Raw genomic sequence first — 15,191 nt, 5'->3', positions numbered from 1 at the left:
AGTGTGGCAAATGCACGGCAGCGTTGAAAGTGTCGGGCCTAATGAAAGATACTGTTTCTCATTAACGCCCGACAATTCCTCTTACTGGCAGTGCTTCTACCCAATGCTGACGTCTCCCGTGTCCGGTCTGCTGGCGAGTTTCCAGGAGCACTACGACGACCTTCTGCAGTTTCTTACCCGGCGCATGAACGACCGGCAGCGTGCCGCCGACGTGGCCCAGGAGACGTACCTGAAGCTGGTGAAGATCGATGAGCAAGCGGTGCCGGTGCTGCATGCGCGCAGCTTCATCTTCCGTGTGGCTGGCAACCTGGCCATTGATGCGCTGCGCCGCGAGCAGCGTATCGCCGCCAGCCATGAAGACAGCGAAGGTGCAGGGGAGGTTGCCTGCCCGGCGCCCGCCCCGGAGGCAACATTGCTGGCCCGCGAGCGGCTGCAGATACTCGACGAGGCCCTGCTGCAGTTGTCCAGCAATGCGCGTCAGGCGCTGCTGCTCAATCGGGTCGAAGGCCTGACCCAGGCGCAGATTGCACAACGACTGGGCGTTTCCGAGAGCATGGTGGCAAAATACATCGGCCAGGCCCTGCGCCATTGCCGCGACTGGCTCAAGCACAACCATGACTGAAACTTCGACCATGCACGCTCCCCACCCCATCAGCGACTTGTCCGACGATGCCCTCGACTGGCAGGTGCTGCTGCACTCGGGCCATGCCAGCGCAAGTGACCGGGCCGGTTACCAGTGCTGGTGCCAGCTGAGCCCGGCACATGCGCAAGCGGCGCGGGAGGCCGAAGCGCTGTGGCAGGATCTTGGCCATACGCCGACTGCCCAAGTGTTCCAGGCAGCGCCTGCGCGGCGCAGCAAGTGGCGCTGGGCATCGGGCATCGCCGCCTCACTGGTGCTGCTGGTGGCAGGCTACAGCAGCTGGCAAAACGTGCCGGTGTGGCTGGCGGACTATCACACGGGCATTGGTGAGCAGCAGCGCGTTACCCTGGCAGATGGTTCGCGGGTAGTGCTCAACAGCGGCAGTGCCCTGAAGGTGGCCTTCAGCGCCAGCGAACGCAGGGTGACGCTGCAGGCAGGCGAGGCGTTGTTCGAAACCGCTGATGATCCGCGCCCTTTCGTGGTCGAAACCGCCGGTGAGGCTGTGCAGGGCAGTGCGGCCACCTTCAGCGTGCGCCGTGACGGCCATGTGGTGCTGGCCAAAGGTGAAGCCTGGGTCGGTGCGCACAACCTGGCTATCGCCGCCGACGCCGGCGCGCAGACAGCCTGGCAGCGCGGCAAGCTGATCTTCAATGGCAAACCGCTGCGCCAGGTACTGGCCGAACTCGAGCGCTACCAGCACGGCCGTATCCTGCTCTCCGACAACAAGCTCGCCGCACTCGAGGTCAGCGGCGTGTTCGACCTGAACGATCCGCAGGCCCTGCTGCGCACGTTGGAGCAGCGTTACGGCCTCAAGGTCACTTATCTGCCGTGGCTGGCAGTGGTGCATTGATCCTGTAAAAAATAATCGAAATATTTTTCATTTGGCACTGCAAGTTCATGCAAGCCAGATCGTCGTAGTGGGACTGATCAGCAACCCATTCTCAATTACGACTTGTCTGGAAGCTCATTCGTGCCTCTTTTGCCCAAGCCTACCCACCGTCGCGGCGGTCGCCTACACCATGCCTTGATGTCTTGCAGCGCCCTGGCAGTTCTTGCCGGCCCAATGCAAGCATGGGCCGCCCCAGATACGCAGGCACACATGCAGGCCCGCCAGGTTCAACTGGACCTGCCGGCACAACCCCTCGATCAGGCCCTGACTGCATTTGCCGACCAGGCCGGCCTGCACCTGCTGTACACCACAGGTGATGTAGCAGGCCTGAGCAGCCCGGCGCTGCAAGGCAGCTACAGCATCGAACAGGCGCTGCAGCTGCTGCTGGCCGGCAGTGACATGGCATGGCAGTTCAGCGATGCCCGCACGGTTACCCTGCGCAAGGCCGGGCCAGCAGGGCAGGCGGTCAACCTCAAGCCTATCGAAGTCAGCGTTGCCTCGCGCACCAGCACCGCCATCAGCGAAATCCCCGGTACGGTGTGGGTGGTGGACCAACAGCAGCTGCGCGAACAGATCGACAGTGGGGTCAGCCTCAAGGAAGCCATAGGCAAGCTGGTGCCGGGCCTGGACCTTGCGCCCGAAGGGCGCACCAACTATGGCCAGAACATGCGTGGGCGCAATGTGCTGGTGATGATCGACGGTGTCAGCCAGAACAGCTCGCGTGGGCTGTCACGCCAGTTCGACAGCATTTCGCCGTTCAACGTCGAACGTGTCGAGGTGCTCTCCGGCGCCAGCGCCATTTACGGCGGCGGTGCCACCGGCGGCATCATCAACATCGTTACCAAGAAGGGCGAACCGGGCCCGGCACGCTTCGAAACCCAGCTCGGTGCCAGCAGTGGCTTCAACAACAGCGACGACCTGGCCACGCGCTTCGCCCAGTCGATCAGTGGCGGCAACGACCGGGTCAATGCGCGCCTGGGGATTTCTGGCGAGCAGAACGAAGCCTTCTACGACGGTGCGGGCGAGCAGATCTTCATCGACAACACCCAGACCGACCTGCAGTACAACCGCACCCTCGATGTACTGGGCACTCTCGGCCTGAAGCTCACCGATGAACAAAGCCTCGACCTGCTGGCCCAGTACTACGATTCCGGCAACCACGGCAGCACGGGTATCAACTTCCCCAACCTGAACTACAACGCTCCTTCCGACCTGGAGGACGCCGAACTGCGCGGCGGCTATTCCTCGGACCTGGAGCCACGCACCCGGCGCCTGCTGCTCAACGCCAACTACCACCACACCGATGTGCTGGGCCAGGACTTCTACCTGCAGGCCTCGTACCGCAAGGAAGACGACAATTTCTACCCGTTCCCGTACTACAACCGAGCCACGCCGACCGGCTCGCGCGGTGTGTACTTTGCCGCCTCGCAGCAGAATTTCGAGGTCACCAGCCTCAAGGGGCTGTTCGCCAAGCAGTGGGACACCCTCAAGCTGACCTATGGCGTCGACCTGGATCGCGAGCGCTTCAATGCCGACCAGACCACCTTCGATGCCCTGACTTCATCCGAGAGCGGCGGGCTGGACCTTGAAAGGGAGAGCAAGGCGCCGCGTTACCCCAGTTACCGGGTCGACGGTGTTTCGGTCTACGCCCAGCTCGACTGGCACGCTACTGAAAACCTGACCCTGTCCGGCGGCGCCCGGCGCCAGCAGATGGACGTGGATGTCAGTGATTTCAAGGGCGTGCCCGGTGGCAGCAACGACTATGAGGTCAACCTGTACAACATCGGCGCCATCTACGACTTCAAGAACGGCCACCAGGTGTGGACCAACTATGGCGAAGGTTTCGACCTGCCGGACCCGGCCAAGTACTACGGCAAGCCTGGGCTGAGCGTGGCGGACAACCCGCTGGCTGGCATCAAGAGCCGCCAGGTCGAACTGGGCTGGCGCTATGCCGACCTGGATTGGGACGCGCAAGCGGCGCTGTACTACATCTGGTCGGACAAGATCATCAACGTCGATTCGCAAACCCTGACCATCAACGTCGAAGACCAGAAGAGCCGCGACTTCGGCTTCGAGGGCGCGCTGACCCGCCACTTCCAGACGGGTTGGGAAGCAGGCGGTACCGTGCACCTGACCCGTTCCGAGGAAGAAGGCGCCGATGGCGACTGGATCAAGCGTGATGCCCGCTATGCCTCGCTGTCCAAGGCCACTGCGTTCGTCGGCTGGAAGGGCGATGGCCGCAGTGCGCGGCTGCAGGCCAACCATGCCTTCAGCCTGAAGGATGATGCCGACCATGAGATCGACGGTTACACCACGTTTGACCTGTTGGGGAGCCAGGACACCGGTTTTGGTACCTTCAGCGCGGGGATCCAGAACTTGCTGGACAAGCAGTACAGCACGGTCTGGGGGCAGCGGGCCACGCTGTTCTATTCGCCGACCTATGGCCCGGCCTATCTGTATGACTACCAGGGCCGGGGCCGTACCTACACTCTGACCTGGAGCATGGCCTACTGAATGCTCCGGCCTCTTTGCAGGAGGGCCCGCTCCCATAGGTACTGGCCAACCCTCAAGCCTTGCGCGATCCCTGTGGGAGCGGGCTTGCCCGCGAAGAGGCCGATTCAGGCAAACGCCACCAGCAAATCATCCATGAATGCCGCCTGGGCCTCCCCAGCTACCTGTCCCCGATGCCGGGCCAAGGTGAATGGCACCACAAAATCCAGCCCCGGATCCAGCGCTCGCAACATCCCCTGAACCTCCCAGCTCGCCGCGCAGTGGCACGGCAGATAACCAATGTGCCGCCCCGACAGAATGAGCGTCAGCACGCTTTCGATCTGCTCCGCCACCGCCATGCTGCGTCGGCTCTGAAACGGCTCGCCGCCCTTGAGAAAGCGATACGGATGACGTACCTGATCCGCCTCCAGCAACTGCTCAAGCGTCACCTCGACTGCATCGAACAGCGCATGCCCCTTGGCACAGTACAAACGCTGGCGCTCCTCGAACAAAGGTTGATAGTCGAACGCCGCCTGGTTGCCGGAAAAGTAGCTGATGGCGAAATCCAGCCGTTGCTCCAGCAATAGCCGCTCCAGCTCTGCCGGAGGCGCACTGATGAGCTCCAGTTGCACTGATTCTTGACGTTGGCGAAAACGTGAAATGGCCATCGCCAGGCGCAGGCTCACGGCCGCATCCTGGTTCTCCGCCATGCCCACCCGTACCGTCCCCAACAGGCGCCCGGCCACGCCGTTGGCCTGTTGGCGAAACAGCTCGATGTTCAGCAGCAGGCCACGTGCCGCCTCCAGCAGCAGCTCGCCTTTGTCGGTCAGGCGAAAGCCGCTCTTGCCGCGGCTGCACAGGCGATAGCCGAGCCGCGTTTCCAGTTGCGCCATGCGCTGGCTGATGGTGGGCTGGCTCAAGCCCAGCACGCCCTGGGCGGCACTGAAACCGCCGGCCTCTACTACAGTGACGAACAGCCGCAGCAGGTGCAGGTCAGGGTCGTGCAGTTGTCCGAGCATCACATTGCTCCTGAAGAATGTCAGCTTTGCAAACTTGCCATTCTTGCAATGTTACCCGGCTGGCATGCTGGCGGCATCCACCCATTTGCCGAGGTGTCCGTCATGCGTCGATCGTTGTGCCTGTTGTCCCTGATTCTGGCCCTGCCACTGCAGGCCGAAGAAAAGGTCGTCAATCTTTACAGCTGGGCCGACTACGTCGCCCCGGAAACGCTCAAGCGCTTCGAACAGGAAACCGGCTACAAGGTGCGCTACGACACCTTCGACACTACCGAAGTACTCGAAACCAAGCTGCTCACCGGCCGCAGCGGCTACGACGTGGTGGTGCCATCGGCCACCGTGCTGGCCCGGGCGCTCAAGGCCAATGCCTTGCAACCGCTCGATGCGCAAGGCATGCCCGGTTACGCCAACCTCGACAAGGACCTGCTGGCCAAGCTGGCCGAGACCGACCCTGGCAACCGCTACGCCGTGCCCTACACCTGGGGCACCCTGGGCCTGGGGGTGAATGTCGAGGCGGTGCGCCAGCGCCTGGGCGATGTGCCGCTGGACAGCCTCGACCTGTTGTTCAAGCCCGAGTATGCCAGCCGCCTGAAGGAGTGCGGCATCGCCATGCCGGACTCGCCGCAGGAAGTGATCGGTGTCGCGCTCAACTACCTGGGCAAGGACCCGTACAGCCAGGACAAGGCAGATCTCAACGCCGCGCAGAACTTGCTGAACCAGCTGCAACCGTCGATCAGCTATGTCGCAAATGGCCGGCAGATCAGCGACCTGGCCAACGGCAGCGTATGCCTGGCGCTGACCTACAATGGCGATGCTGCCATGGCCGCCGACCAGGCTCGCCGCGCCGGCAAGCCGTTCGAGCTGATCTACCGCATCCCCCGTGAAGGCACGCTGGTCTGGCAGGACAACCTGGTCATTCCCAAGGATGCCCCGCACCCGCAAGCCGCCCGAGCCTTCATCGCCTTCATGCTCAAGCCAGAGTCGGTGGCAGCGCTGACCAATACGCTGTTCTTCGCCAATGCCAACCAGGCAGCGACGCCTCTGGTCGATGACGTCGTGCGCAACGACCCGGATATCTACCCACCTGCCGAGGTGCGTGGGCGGTTGTATGCCGACCGCAGCATGGCGCTGTCCGACCTGCGCCAGCGCAACCGGCTGTGGACGGCGTTCCGCAGCCGCCAGTGACCAATAACCACAAAGGAGCCCAACCGTGGAACAAGCCCAGAACAACGACCAGGCCATGACCCGCGACAGCCTGTACGGTACCGCAGCGGAAAGTACCTACGCCGGCATCACCAGTTTTTCTCGGCGCCGTTATAGCCGCGACCTGCGTGGGGTGGATGTGGTGGTGAGCGGAGTGCCGTTCGACACCGCCACCAGCAACCGCCCTGGCGCACGCTTTGGCCCGCGCGCGATCCGCGCTGCCTCGGTGCAGCAGGCCTGGGCGCGCCACTGGCCCTGGGCGTTCGACCCATTCGACCACCTGGCCGTGATCGACTACGGCGACTGTGCCTTCGACAGCGGCACGCCGCAGTCGGTACCGGGCAGCATCCAGGCCCACGCCGAGCATATTCTTGAAGCTGGTTGCGCCATGCTCACCCTGGGCGGCGACCATTTCATCAGCTACCCGCTGCTCAAGGCCCATGCCCGCCGCCATGGCCCGCTGGCGCTGATCCATTTCGATGCGCACAGCGACACGTGGCCGGACGAAGAGGGGCGTATCGACCATGGCACCATGTTCTGGCATGCCGCACGCGAAGGGCTGGTCGATCCGTCCTGCTCGGTACAAGTTGGCCTGCGTACCACCAATGACGACAGCCAGGGTTTCGCCATTCTCGATGCCCGGCAAGTGCATCGCCAAGGTACCGAGGCGATCATCGCGGCGATCCGCCAGCGGGTCGGGGACCGGCCGGTGTACCTGACCTTCGACATCGATTGCCTCGACCCGGCCTACGCGCCCGGCACTGGCACCCCGGTATGCGGCGGCTTGAGCACGGTGCAGGCACTGGAAATCCTGGGTGGCCTGCGTGGTATCAACCTGGTGGGCATGGACCTGGTGGAGGTGGCACCGGCCTATGACCATGCCGATATTACTGCGCTGGCCGGGGCCACCCTGGCCATGGAGATGCTGTGCCTGTACGCGGCGCGGCACAAGGTCGACGCAGTGCAAGGCCACTAATGCCCGGTGATCGGCGAGCCTGATGGCCAACGCCATCAGGCTCATACTGAAACATCAGGAATCGCATTCACACTTTTGCCGCGAACCCTTCGCGCCTTAGGCTATCCAAACGCACAAGGCGCGCTTTTCGTACAGAGGTGAAGCATGAATCTTACATTGCCGACCCTGGCCATCGGCCTGCTGCTGTACCTGCCGGTGCAGGCCGCGCCCGTGCAGCCACTGCAGCTCGCCGCCAGCAACAACAACCCGTACAACAGCCCGATTCAGCGCGCCAACCCCAACAGCCGCCAGGGCAGCATGCCGGCCACGCCACCCGTGCGTGGCCCGTCCACCCAGCCTGTGTACCGCACGCCAAGCCTGGACAATCGCGGCATCGGCAATGGTGACAACCTGCGCCGCCAGCAGCAGGCGCCGAACCTGGAACCCACCCGGCCGCCGCGTGACACCCAGCGCGCACCTTGAGCCCCACTCGCGAGAAAGGAATTCTGCATGATCCGAGCTACCTGGCTGACGACCCTGACCGCTGCCGTACTGTTGCCTTTGATGGCCCATGCCGCCCCCGAGCAGCAGTTTCCCAGCGAGGAAGGGCAGCTTACTGTCAGCACCTTGACCGACGGCCTGCGCAACCCCTGGGCGTTGGCTTTCCTGCCGGGCGGCAAGGACATGCTGGTCACCGAGCGCCCCGGCAACCTGCGGGTGATCAATGCCGAGGGCAAGGTCGGCCCCCCCATCAGCGGTGTGCCCAAGGTCTGGGCCGAAGGGCAGGGTGGTTTGCTCGACGTGGTGCTGTCGCCTGAGTTCGCCAAGGACCGTACGGTGTACCTGTCGTATGCCGAAGAGGGCAGTGATGGCAAGGCCGGCACGGCGGTGGGCCGCGGCCAGCTATCCGAGGACCGCGCGCGGCTGGAGAACTTCAATGTGATCTTCCGCCAGCAGCCCAAGCTTTCGGTAGGCAACCATTTCGGCTCGCGGCTGGTGTTCGACCGCGACGGTTTCCTGTTCATCGCCCTGGGCGAGAACAACCAGCGCTCGACCGCCCAGGACCTGGACAAGCTACAGGGCAAGATCGTGCGGATCCTGCCCGACGGTGAAGTACCGAAGGACAACCCTTTCGTCGGCAAGCAGGGTGTGCGTCCGGAAATCTGGTCGTTCGGCCACCGCAACCAGCAGGGCGCGGCAATGAATCCCTGGACGGGCAAACTCTGGACCCACGAGCACGGCCCACGCGGGGGCGACGAGATCAACATCCCGGCGCCGGGCAAGAATTATGGCTGGCCAATCGCAACACAGGGTATCAACTACTCGCTGCTGCCAATCCCCGAGGCCAAGGGCAAGCATGTCGACGGCATGGTCGACCCGCACCATGTCTGGGAGAAGTCGCCCGGTATCAGCGGCATGGCCTTCTATGACAGCCCGACCTTCAAGGCCTGGGACCACAACCTGTTCATTGGTGCACTGGCTACGCAGGAGCTGATCCGTTTGCAGCTCGATGGCGACAAGATCGTCCATGAAGAGCGCTTGCTGGGTGAGTTGAATGCACGCATCCGTGATGTGCGGGTGGGTCCTGATGGCTACCTGTATGTGCTGACCGATGCCAAGGATGGGGCACTGCTGAAAGTGGGGCTGGGCGAGGGTTGAGAGCGTTGTGGAATACCTGTGGGAGCGGGCTTGCCCGCGAAAGGGCCAGTGCAGACAATGGAGCTCCAACAGGCCAAGCCAGCGACCATGCCCCTCGATCCGCAATCCCTCTATCAGCAGGCATTAACTGAGCAAGGCTTCGCCCATGACCCGGCTCAGGCCCAGGCTGTCATGGCCCTGCAAACCTGTTTCGAAGCCTTGCAGAATGGCCATACCACTCAGGGCCTGTACCTTTGGGGGCCGGTCGGTCGTGGCAAGACCTGGCTCATGGACCTGTTCCATCGTTGCCTGAACGTCCCGTCCCGGCGCCAGCACTTCCACCACTTCATGGCCTGGGTTCACCAGCGCCTGTTCCAGCTCAACGGCACTGCCGACCCCTTGCAGGCACTGGCCCGGGAACTGGCCGGGCAGATCCGTGTGTTGTGCTTCGACGAACTGTTCGTCAGCGACATCGGTGATGCAATCATTCTCGGCCGCATGTTCCAGGTGCTGTTCGATCACGGTGTGGTGGTGGTCGCCACCTCTAACCAGCCACCGCAGCAGCTGTACCGCGATGGTTTCAATCGCGAGCGCTTTCTGCCAGCCATCAGCGCCATCGAGCGGCACATGCAGGTGCTTTCGGTGGCCGGCGAGCAGGACCATCGCCTGCACCCGGGTGCACAGTGCCAGCGTTACTGGGTGGCCGAAGCGGGGAGCGAAGGCGGTGCGCTGGCCGCGGTTTTCCAGCAGCTCAGCCCGGATGACCCCGGCAGCAGCGCGCCACTGCAGATCGGCTCGCGGCAGATCGAAGTGATCCGGAGCAGCAGCCAGGCCGTCTGGTGCCGCTTTACCGAGCTTTGCGAACGGCCCTTGGCCGCCATGGAGTTCATGGCCTTGTGCGATCGCTTCCCGGCGATTCTGGTCGAGGGTGTGCCGGCCCTGGGTGGTGAACAGCGGGCCGGGCGTATCGCCCGCGGTACCGAGGATGGTGCGGCGCGTGTCGCGGCGGGTGACCGCGAGTTGCCGATGCTGTCAGCCAAGGATGACGCCGTGCGTCGTTTCATCGCCCTGGTCGACGAATGCTACGACCGCCGGGTGGCGCTGTACCTGGAAGCACAGGTTCCCCTCGATGCCCTCTACACTCAAGGGTATCTGGCGTTCCCGTACCAAAGGACCCTGAGCCGGCTACGGGAGATGCAACTGCAACGCTTCGCCTGAAGGAGCCGAACCATGGAGCCGCTGTCGCATCATCTGCTGACCCAGGCCTACAACAATGGCTGGGCCAACCACCGCCTGTACAAGGCCTGCCTGCAACTGACCCACGACGAGTTCGTCGCCCCCCGTTGCAGCTTCTTCCCGTCGATCAAGGCCACCCTCAACCACCTGCTGACAGTGGACTGGTTCTACCTCGACATGCTCGAGTGCGAACAGCGTGGTGAGGCGCCGCACCCGGATGGCGAGCGCTTCTTCGAACCGGAGCAACCGTTCGCCACCTGTACCGACCTGCATGCCGAGCAGGCCCAGGCCGATCACCGGCTGATCGCCTATTGCAGCCTGCTGCAGGACGCCCAACTGGAGCGTTACGTGAGCATCGTGCGGCCGCAACGGATTCAGCGCGAACAGCGGCTACGCCTGCTGGCACACCTGTTCGAGCACCAGATCCATCACCGTGGGCAGGTGCATGCGATGCTCAGCGACACGGCGGTGCGGCCACCACAGCTGGATGAGTTTTTCTGCGAAGAGGAAGCCGACCTGCGGGCGCTGGATTTTGCCGAACTCGGCTGGACCGAGGCGCAAGTCTGGCGACTGTAGGGGGCGCAACGCGCCCCCATTCATCGGGTTAGCGGCCGAGCCACTCCACCAATGTCCGGTTGAAGCGCCGTGGCTCCTCGATCTGCGGCGCATGCCCCATGCCCTCGAAGGTCACCAGCTCACCCTGTGGAATCAGCTTGGCTACCTGCGGCCCCAGCTCCTGGTACTTGCCCAACTTCGCCTTCACCTCCGGTGGGGCGATGTCGCTGCCGATTGCTGTGGTGTCCTGGTCGCCGATCAGCAGCAGCGTGGGCATCTTCAGGTCCTTGAACTCGTGATACACCGGCTGGGTGAAGATCATGTCGTAGATCAGCGCCGAGTTCCACGCCACCGCTTCATGCCCCGGCCCCTTGTTCAGCCCCACCAGCATCTGCACCCAGCGCTCGTACTCAGGCTTCCAACGCCCCGCGTAGTAGGTCTTGCGCTCATACTCACGCACGCCTTCGGCATCGAGCTTGAGCTCGCGCGCATACCACTGGTCCACCGTGCGATACGGCACGCCCAGTGCTTTCCAGTCCTCCAGGCCGATCGGGTTGACCATTGCCAGGCGCTCGACCTGCTGCGGGTACATCAGTGCATAGCGGGTAGCGAGCATGCCCCCGGTGGAGTGGCCGAGCACGATTGCCTGCTTGATGCCCAACTGCTCGAGCAGGGCGTGGGTGTTCACCGCCAGTTGCTGGAAGCTGTACTGGTACTGGGCCGGCTTGCTCGAGGTGCAGAAGCCGACCTGGTCGGGGGCAATCACCCGATAGCCCGCCTGGCTCAAGGCGTCGATGGTGGTCTCCCAGGTGGCGGCACAGAAGTTCTTGCCGTGCATCAGTACCACGTTGCGGCCATTGGCCTGGCCTTGGGCCGGCACGTCCATGTAGCCCATCTGCAGGTGCTGGCCCTGGGACTGGAAATCGAAATGCTTGAGTGGGTGAGGGTAGCTGAAGCCTTCGAGCTGTTTGCCGTAGGTGGGCGATTCGGCGGCGATGGCCGGGGCGCCGACGAGGCAGGCCAGGGCCAGGGCGGTTGCGCGCAGCATGGGGGCACTCCGTGTAGGACCATGTAGGAATTGGCGACTGTAGCAGTCAGTGGACCACCTTAAACGTTAAAGGTGTTACCAGGCATGAAACCAGCCCAGGGTAATCATCGCCACGACGATATAGCGCCCACCCTTGGCCAGGGTCACCAGCAGCAGAAAGCGCCAGAACGGCTCGCGCATGATGCCGGCGATCAAGGTCAGCGGGTCGCCGATCACCGGCATCCAGCTCAGCAGCAGCGACCATTGCCCCCAGCGCTGGTAACGTTGCTGCGCCCGTTCCAGCTGGCTGGCGCTGAAGGGGAACCAGCGCTTGTCACGCAGGTGCTCGATGGCCCGGCCGAGCAGCCAGTTGACCACCGAGCCGAGCACATTGCCCAGGGTGGCGACCAGCAGCAGCGTCAACCAGGCTTCGGGCTGGCGCAGCAGCAGGCCGACCAGCACAGCCTCCGATTGCAGCGGCAGCAGCGTGGCGGCACCGAAGGCGCTGAGAAACAGCGCCCAGAGGCTCAGCATCAGTAGCTGGCGACCACGGTGTCCTGGCCATCCTGGGTCACGCCGATGACCTGGTAGGCATCCTTGTGGTCACCCATTTCCATGCCGGGCGAACCCATGGGCATGCCCGGCACGGCCAGCCCCTTGAGGTCGCTGCGCTTGGCCAGCAGGCGTACCTGCTCGGCGGGCACATGGCCTTCGACGAACTTGCCGTCGATCACCCCGGTGTGGCATGACGCCAAGCGCGGTGCCACCCCCAGGCGCTGTTTCACGGCGCTCATGTTCGGCTCGACATGGTCATTGACGGTGAAACCGTTGTCGCGCAGGTGGCTGATCCAGGCCTTGCAGCAGCCACAATTGGGATCGCGATAGACATCGATGGTTTCGGCAGCCTGGGCCAGGCCGGTGATGGCCAGCAGGCCGAAGGTGATCAGGTGTTTACGCAGCATGGTCAAACAACTCCTTAGAAACGCAGGCGTATGCCCGCCACCAGGCGGGTCTGGCCGAGGTCTTCACCGTCCTCGCGGGCCTGGCTGGCGCGGTTGCCGTGCAGGCGCTCGAAGCTTACCCCGACATAGGGCGCGAAGCCTCGGCTGATTTCGTAGCGCAGGCGCAGGCCGACTTCGCTGTCGGCCAAACCGGCGCCTTGTTCGCGGCCGGCATCGTTGCGGCCAAAGAAGTTGGCTTCCAGGTTCGGCTCGAGGATCCAGCGGTTGCTCAGCAGGATAGCGTAAGCGGCCTCCAGGCGCAGCGCGCTCTGTTGTCGCTCGCCGGCATAGGCTGTGGCTTCCAGCTCCAGGCCATACAGCGGGGTGCCCTGGATGCCGAAGGCGGCCCAGGCCTGCCCGCTGGCCGGCTTGAAGTCCTGGCGCAGGCCGCCGACCAGCTCCCACCACGGGTTGATCGCGTGGCCCCACAGCGCCTGCAACTCGGCCTTGTGGGTCTTGCCTTGTTGCCGTTCGCCCTCGGTGCGAAGCCACAGGCGATCTATGTCGCCGCCGACCCAGGCCGTGGCGTTCCATTTGAGGGCGCTGCTGCTTTCGACATGCTGGTATTCCAGCTGATCGACGATCACCGCCCAGTTGATTGTGCGGTCGTGCACCTGGTGGCCGGGCAGGGGCGGGAAGGCGGCCTGGCGGTCGGCGTCGTTCAGTACCGGGAGCGGCGTACGGGGTTGGCTCGGCGCACTGGCGTGGTTCATCTGGCCATGGCTTGTCTGACTGTGTTCCGTTGGCATGGCGTCATGGGTCATGTGCGCCATGCCGGCGGCCATGGCCCGTTCGCTGGCCAGCAGCGCGGCCAGGGCGACGCCGGTGACCAGGCGCCGGTTGTTGAGCTCATTCATCGACCCGTACCTCGCGGAACATGCCGGTCTCCATGTGGTAGAGCAGGTGGCAGTGGTAGGCCCAGCGGCCCAGGGCATCTGCGGTGACCCGGTAACTGCGGCGGCTGCCGGGCGGGATGTCGAGCGTGTGCTTGCGCACCAGGAAGCGCCCGTGTTCGTCCTCCAGGTCGCTCCACATGCCATGCAAGTGGATGGGGTGGGTCATCATGGTGTCGTTGACCAGGGTGATGCGTACGCGCTCGCCGTAAGTCAGGCGCAGTGGTGCGGCATCGCTGAACTTGACCCCGTCGAACGACCAGGCGAAGCGCTCCATGTGCCCGGTCAGGTGCAGCTCGATTTCCCGTGAGGGTTCGCGACCGTCCGGGTCGGGGTAGGGGCTGCGCAGGTCGGCGTAGGTCAGCACCCGGCGACCATTGTCACGCAGGCCGATGCCGGGGTCGGCCAGGTTGGGCCGGGGGGCCATGGTCTGCATGTCGACCAGCGGGTTGCCGGTTTCGCTGGCCGGGTGCTGCTGCATGGCCATCATCGCTGAGTGATCCATGCCGGCCATGTTGCTATGGTCCATGCTCGCCATGCCGCCGTGGCCCATGTCGGCCATGCCAAGCACCGGCCGTGGGTCAGGTTGCGGCACCGGCGCCTGCAAGCCGCTGGCACGGGCCAGGGTTCCGCGGGCATAGCCGCCGCGGTCCATGCTCTGGGCGTACAGGGTGTAGGCGGGCAGGTCGCCCACGGTCACCAGCACGTCATAGGTTTCGGCCACGGCGATGCGCAGTTCGTCCACGGTCACGGGCGTCACCGGCAGGCCGTCGGCGGCGATTACCGTGAGCTGCAGGCCGGGGATGCGGAAATCGAAATAGGTCATGGCCGAGGCGTTGATCAGCCGCAGGCGTACGGTATCGCCGGGCTGGAACAGGCAGGTGAAGTTACCGTCCGGTGGCTGGCCGTTGAGCAGGTAGGTGTAGGTGGCAGCGCTGATGTCGGCGAGGTCGGTGGGGCTCATGCGCATGCGCGCCCAGCTCAGGCGTTCGTCAACGGTGTTGCCCCAGCCCTGTTGCGCGACGTTGTCGATGAAATCGCCAAGTGTGCGCTTGTGGTAGTTGAAGGCGTCGGACTGCTTTTTCAGGGTCGCCAGCAACGCTTCGGGCGCCTCGTCGGACCAGTCGCTGAACAGCAGCACATGGTCGCGCTGGTAGGCGTGTGGCTCGGGCTCGCGCGGCTCGATGACGATCGCGCCATAGACCCCGGCCTGCTCCTGCAAGCCAGAATGGCTGTGGTACCAGTAGGTGCCGCTCTGGCGCAGGGTAAACCGGTACAGGTAGTCGCCACCCGGCGCGATGCCGGCGAAGCTCAGGCCTGGTACACCGTCCATGTTGGCCGGCAGGAGGATGCCGTGCCAGTGGATCGAGGTGCTCTGGTCCAGATGGTTGCGCACGCGCAGGTTCACCGTGTCGCCTTCACGCCAGCGCAGCAGCGGGCCGGGCAGGCTGTCATTGATGGTCAGCGCGGTACGTGGTCGGCCGGTGATGTTGACCGGGGTCTGGCCGATGAACAGCTCGAAGTGCTGGCCGGCCAGCTCACGGCCAGCGCTGGCCTGTGCCAGCGGGCGCCACAAGCCCAGGCCGGCCAGTGTGGTGGCGGCGCCCAGGCCTTTGACGAAGGTGCGGCGGGTTGGGTTGCGCAACAT

At 64.2% G+C, this 15,191-nt stretch carries 14 protein-coding genes and 1 pseudogene; 9 read left to right on the top strand and 6 right to left on the bottom strand.

What is annotated here, in order from left to right; translation table 11 throughout:
- Positions 1 to 103: 103 nt before the first annotated feature.
- From BUQ73_RS16985 to BUQ73_RS16975, 3 genes and pseudogenes are all read left to right on the top strand, one after another.
- Positions 104 to 610, top strand: a pseudogene (locus BUQ73_RS16985) (RNA polymerase sigma factor); the annotation flags it as partial.
- Positions 611 to 614: 4 nt separating this feature from the next.
- Positions 615 to 1,490, top strand: coding sequence for a FecR family protein (locus BUQ73_RS16980; protein WP_237772713.1), 876 nt, complete (start codon positions 615 to 617; stop codon positions 1,488 to 1,490).
- Between the two features lie 129 nt (positions 1,491 to 1,619).
- Positions 1,620 to 4,043, top strand: coding sequence for a TonB-dependent siderophore receptor (locus BUQ73_RS16975; RefSeq protein ID WP_079228934.1), 2,424 nt, complete (start codon positions 1,620 to 1,622; stop codon positions 4,041 to 4,043).
- 104 nt (positions 4,044 to 4,147) lie between these two features.
- On the opposite strand, the gene BUQ73_RS16970 is transcribed toward BUQ73_RS16975, so the two are convergent.
- A complete protein-coding gene (locus BUQ73_RS16970) occupies positions 4,148 to 5,038 on the bottom strand; it encodes a LysR family transcriptional regulator (protein ID WP_079228933.1) in 891 nt (296 codons plus the stop codon).
- 102 nt (positions 5,039 to 5,140) lie between these two features.
- On the opposite strand from BUQ73_RS16970, the gene BUQ73_RS16965 reads away from it, so the two are divergent.
- The 6 genes from BUQ73_RS16965 (at position 5,141) to BUQ73_RS16940 (ending at position 10,643) form a co-directional block, all read left to right on the top strand.
- Positions 5,141 to 6,220 carry an extracellular solute-binding protein gene (locus BUQ73_RS16965; RefSeq protein ID WP_079230578.1) on the top strand — a complete coding sequence of 360 codons (1,080 nt, stop codon included), beginning with the start codon at positions 5,141 to 5,143 and terminating at the stop codon, positions 6,218 to 6,220.
- A 25-nt stretch (positions 6,221 to 6,245) separates the two neighbouring features.
- The gene (gene speB, locus BUQ73_RS16960) at positions 6,246 to 7,214 is read left to right on the top strand and encodes an agmatinase (RefSeq protein WP_079228932.1); all 969 of its coding nucleotides are present in this window, start codon (positions 6,246 to 6,248) and stop codon (positions 7,212 to 7,214) included.
- A gap of 144 nt (positions 7,215 to 7,358) precedes the next feature.
- On the top strand, positions 7,359 to 7,676 hold the full coding sequence (locus BUQ73_RS16955) for a hypothetical protein (protein WP_079228931.1): 318 nt from the start codon (positions 7,359 to 7,361) through the stop codon (positions 7,674 to 7,676).
- 27 nt (positions 7,677 to 7,703) lie between these two features.
- Positions 7,704 to 8,852 (top strand): PQQ-dependent sugar dehydrogenase, encoded by a 1,149-nt coding sequence (locus tag BUQ73_RS16950; RefSeq protein ID WP_079228930.1) that lies wholly within the window; start codon positions 7,704 to 7,706, stop codon positions 8,850 to 8,852.
- Between the two features lie 87 nt (positions 8,853 to 8,939).
- Positions 8,940 to 10,049, top strand: coding sequence for a cell division protein ZapE (gene zapE / locus BUQ73_RS16945; RefSeq protein WP_079230577.1), 1,110 nt, complete (start codon positions 8,940 to 8,942; stop codon positions 10,047 to 10,049).
- 12 nt (positions 10,050 to 10,061) lie between these two features.
- Entirely contained in the window at positions 10,062 to 10,643 is a 582-nt protein-coding gene (locus BUQ73_RS16940; protein ID WP_079228929.1) for a DinB family protein, read from the top strand.
- Between the two features lie 28 nt (positions 10,644 to 10,671).
- On the opposite strand, the gene BUQ73_RS16935 is transcribed toward BUQ73_RS16940, so the two are convergent.
- The 5 genes from BUQ73_RS16935 to BUQ73_RS16915 form a co-directional block, all read right to left on the bottom strand.
- The gene (locus tag BUQ73_RS16935) at positions 10,672 to 11,670 is read right to left on the bottom strand and encodes an alpha/beta fold hydrolase (protein WP_079228928.1); all 999 of its coding nucleotides are present in this window, start codon (positions 11,668 to 11,670) and stop codon (positions 10,672 to 10,674) included.
- A gap of 75 nt (positions 11,671 to 11,745) precedes the next feature.
- The gene (locus tag BUQ73_RS16930) at positions 11,746 to 12,183 is read right to left on the bottom strand and encodes a YqaA family protein (RefSeq protein ID WP_079228927.1); all 438 of its coding nucleotides are present in this window, start codon (positions 12,181 to 12,183) and stop codon (positions 11,746 to 11,748) included.
- Positions 12,183 to 12,611, bottom strand: coding sequence for a DUF411 domain-containing protein (locus BUQ73_RS16925; RefSeq protein WP_079228926.1), 429 nt, complete (start codon positions 12,609 to 12,611; stop codon positions 12,183 to 12,185). The genes BUQ73_RS16930 and BUQ73_RS16925 overlap by 1 nt, the downstream gene beginning before the upstream one ends.
- Positions 12,612 to 12,625: 14 nt before the next feature.
- Positions 12,626 to 13,507: a copper resistance protein B gene (locus BUQ73_RS16920; protein ID WP_079228925.1), complete on the bottom strand. Its 882-nt coding sequence runs from the start codon at positions 13,505 to 13,507 to the stop codon at positions 12,626 to 12,628.
- Entirely contained in the window at positions 13,500 to 15,188 is a 1,689-nt protein-coding gene (locus BUQ73_RS16915) for a copper resistance system multicopper oxidase (protein WP_416171830.1), read from the bottom strand. Before BUQ73_RS16915 ends, BUQ73_RS16920 begins: the two co-directional genes overlap by 8 nt.
- Positions 15,189 to 15,191 lie beyond the last annotated feature (3 nt).

The organism is Pseudomonas putida, from assembly GCF_002025705.1.
GTDB lineage: Bacteria > Pseudomonadota > Gammaproteobacteria > Pseudomonadales > Pseudomonadaceae > Aquipseudomonas > Aquipseudomonas putida_J.
Note: the sequence above shows the minus strand (reverse complement) of the source record. Positions and strands in the feature narration are given on the sequence as shown.

Coding starts and splice junctions, on each gene's coding strand:
- zapE (WP_079230577.1), top strand. CDS start 8,940: ATGCCCCTCGATCCGCAATCCCTCTATCAGCAGGCATTAACTGAGCAA.
- BUQ73_RS16920 (WP_079228925.1), bottom strand. CDS start 13,507: ATGAATGAGCTCAACAACCGGCGCCTGGTCACCGGCGTCGCCCTGGCC.
- BUQ73_RS16935 (WP_079228928.1), bottom strand. CDS start 11,670: ATGCTGCGCGCAACCGCCCTGGCCCTGGCCTGCCTCGTCGGCGCCCCG.
- BUQ73_RS16980 (WP_237772713.1), top strand. CDS start 615: ATGACTGAAACTTCGACCATGCACGCTCCCCACCCCATCAGCGACTTG.
- BUQ73_RS16950 (WP_079228930.1), top strand. CDS start 7,704: ATGATCCGAGCTACCTGGCTGACGACCCTGACCGCTGCCGTACTGTTG.
- BUQ73_RS16965 (WP_079230578.1), top strand. CDS start 5,141: ATGCGTCGATCGTTGTGCCTGTTGTCCCTGATTCTGGCCCTGCCACTG.
- BUQ73_RS16925 (WP_079228926.1), bottom strand. CDS start 12,611: ATGCTGCGTAAACACCTGATCACCTTCGGCCTGCTGGCCATCACCGGC.
- BUQ73_RS16940 (WP_079228929.1), top strand. CDS start 10,062: ATGGAGCCGCTGTCGCATCATCTGCTGACCCAGGCCTACAACAATGGC.
- BUQ73_RS16955 (WP_079228931.1), top strand. CDS start 7,359: ATGAATCTTACATTGCCGACCCTGGCCATCGGCCTGCTGCTGTACCTG.
- BUQ73_RS16970 (WP_079228933.1), bottom strand. CDS start 5,038: ATGCTCGGACAACTGCACGACCCTGACCTGCACCTGCTGCGGCTGTTC.
- BUQ73_RS16930 (WP_079228927.1), bottom strand. CDS start 12,183: ATGCTGAGCCTCTGGGCGCTGTTTCTCAGCGCCTTCGGTGCCGCCACG.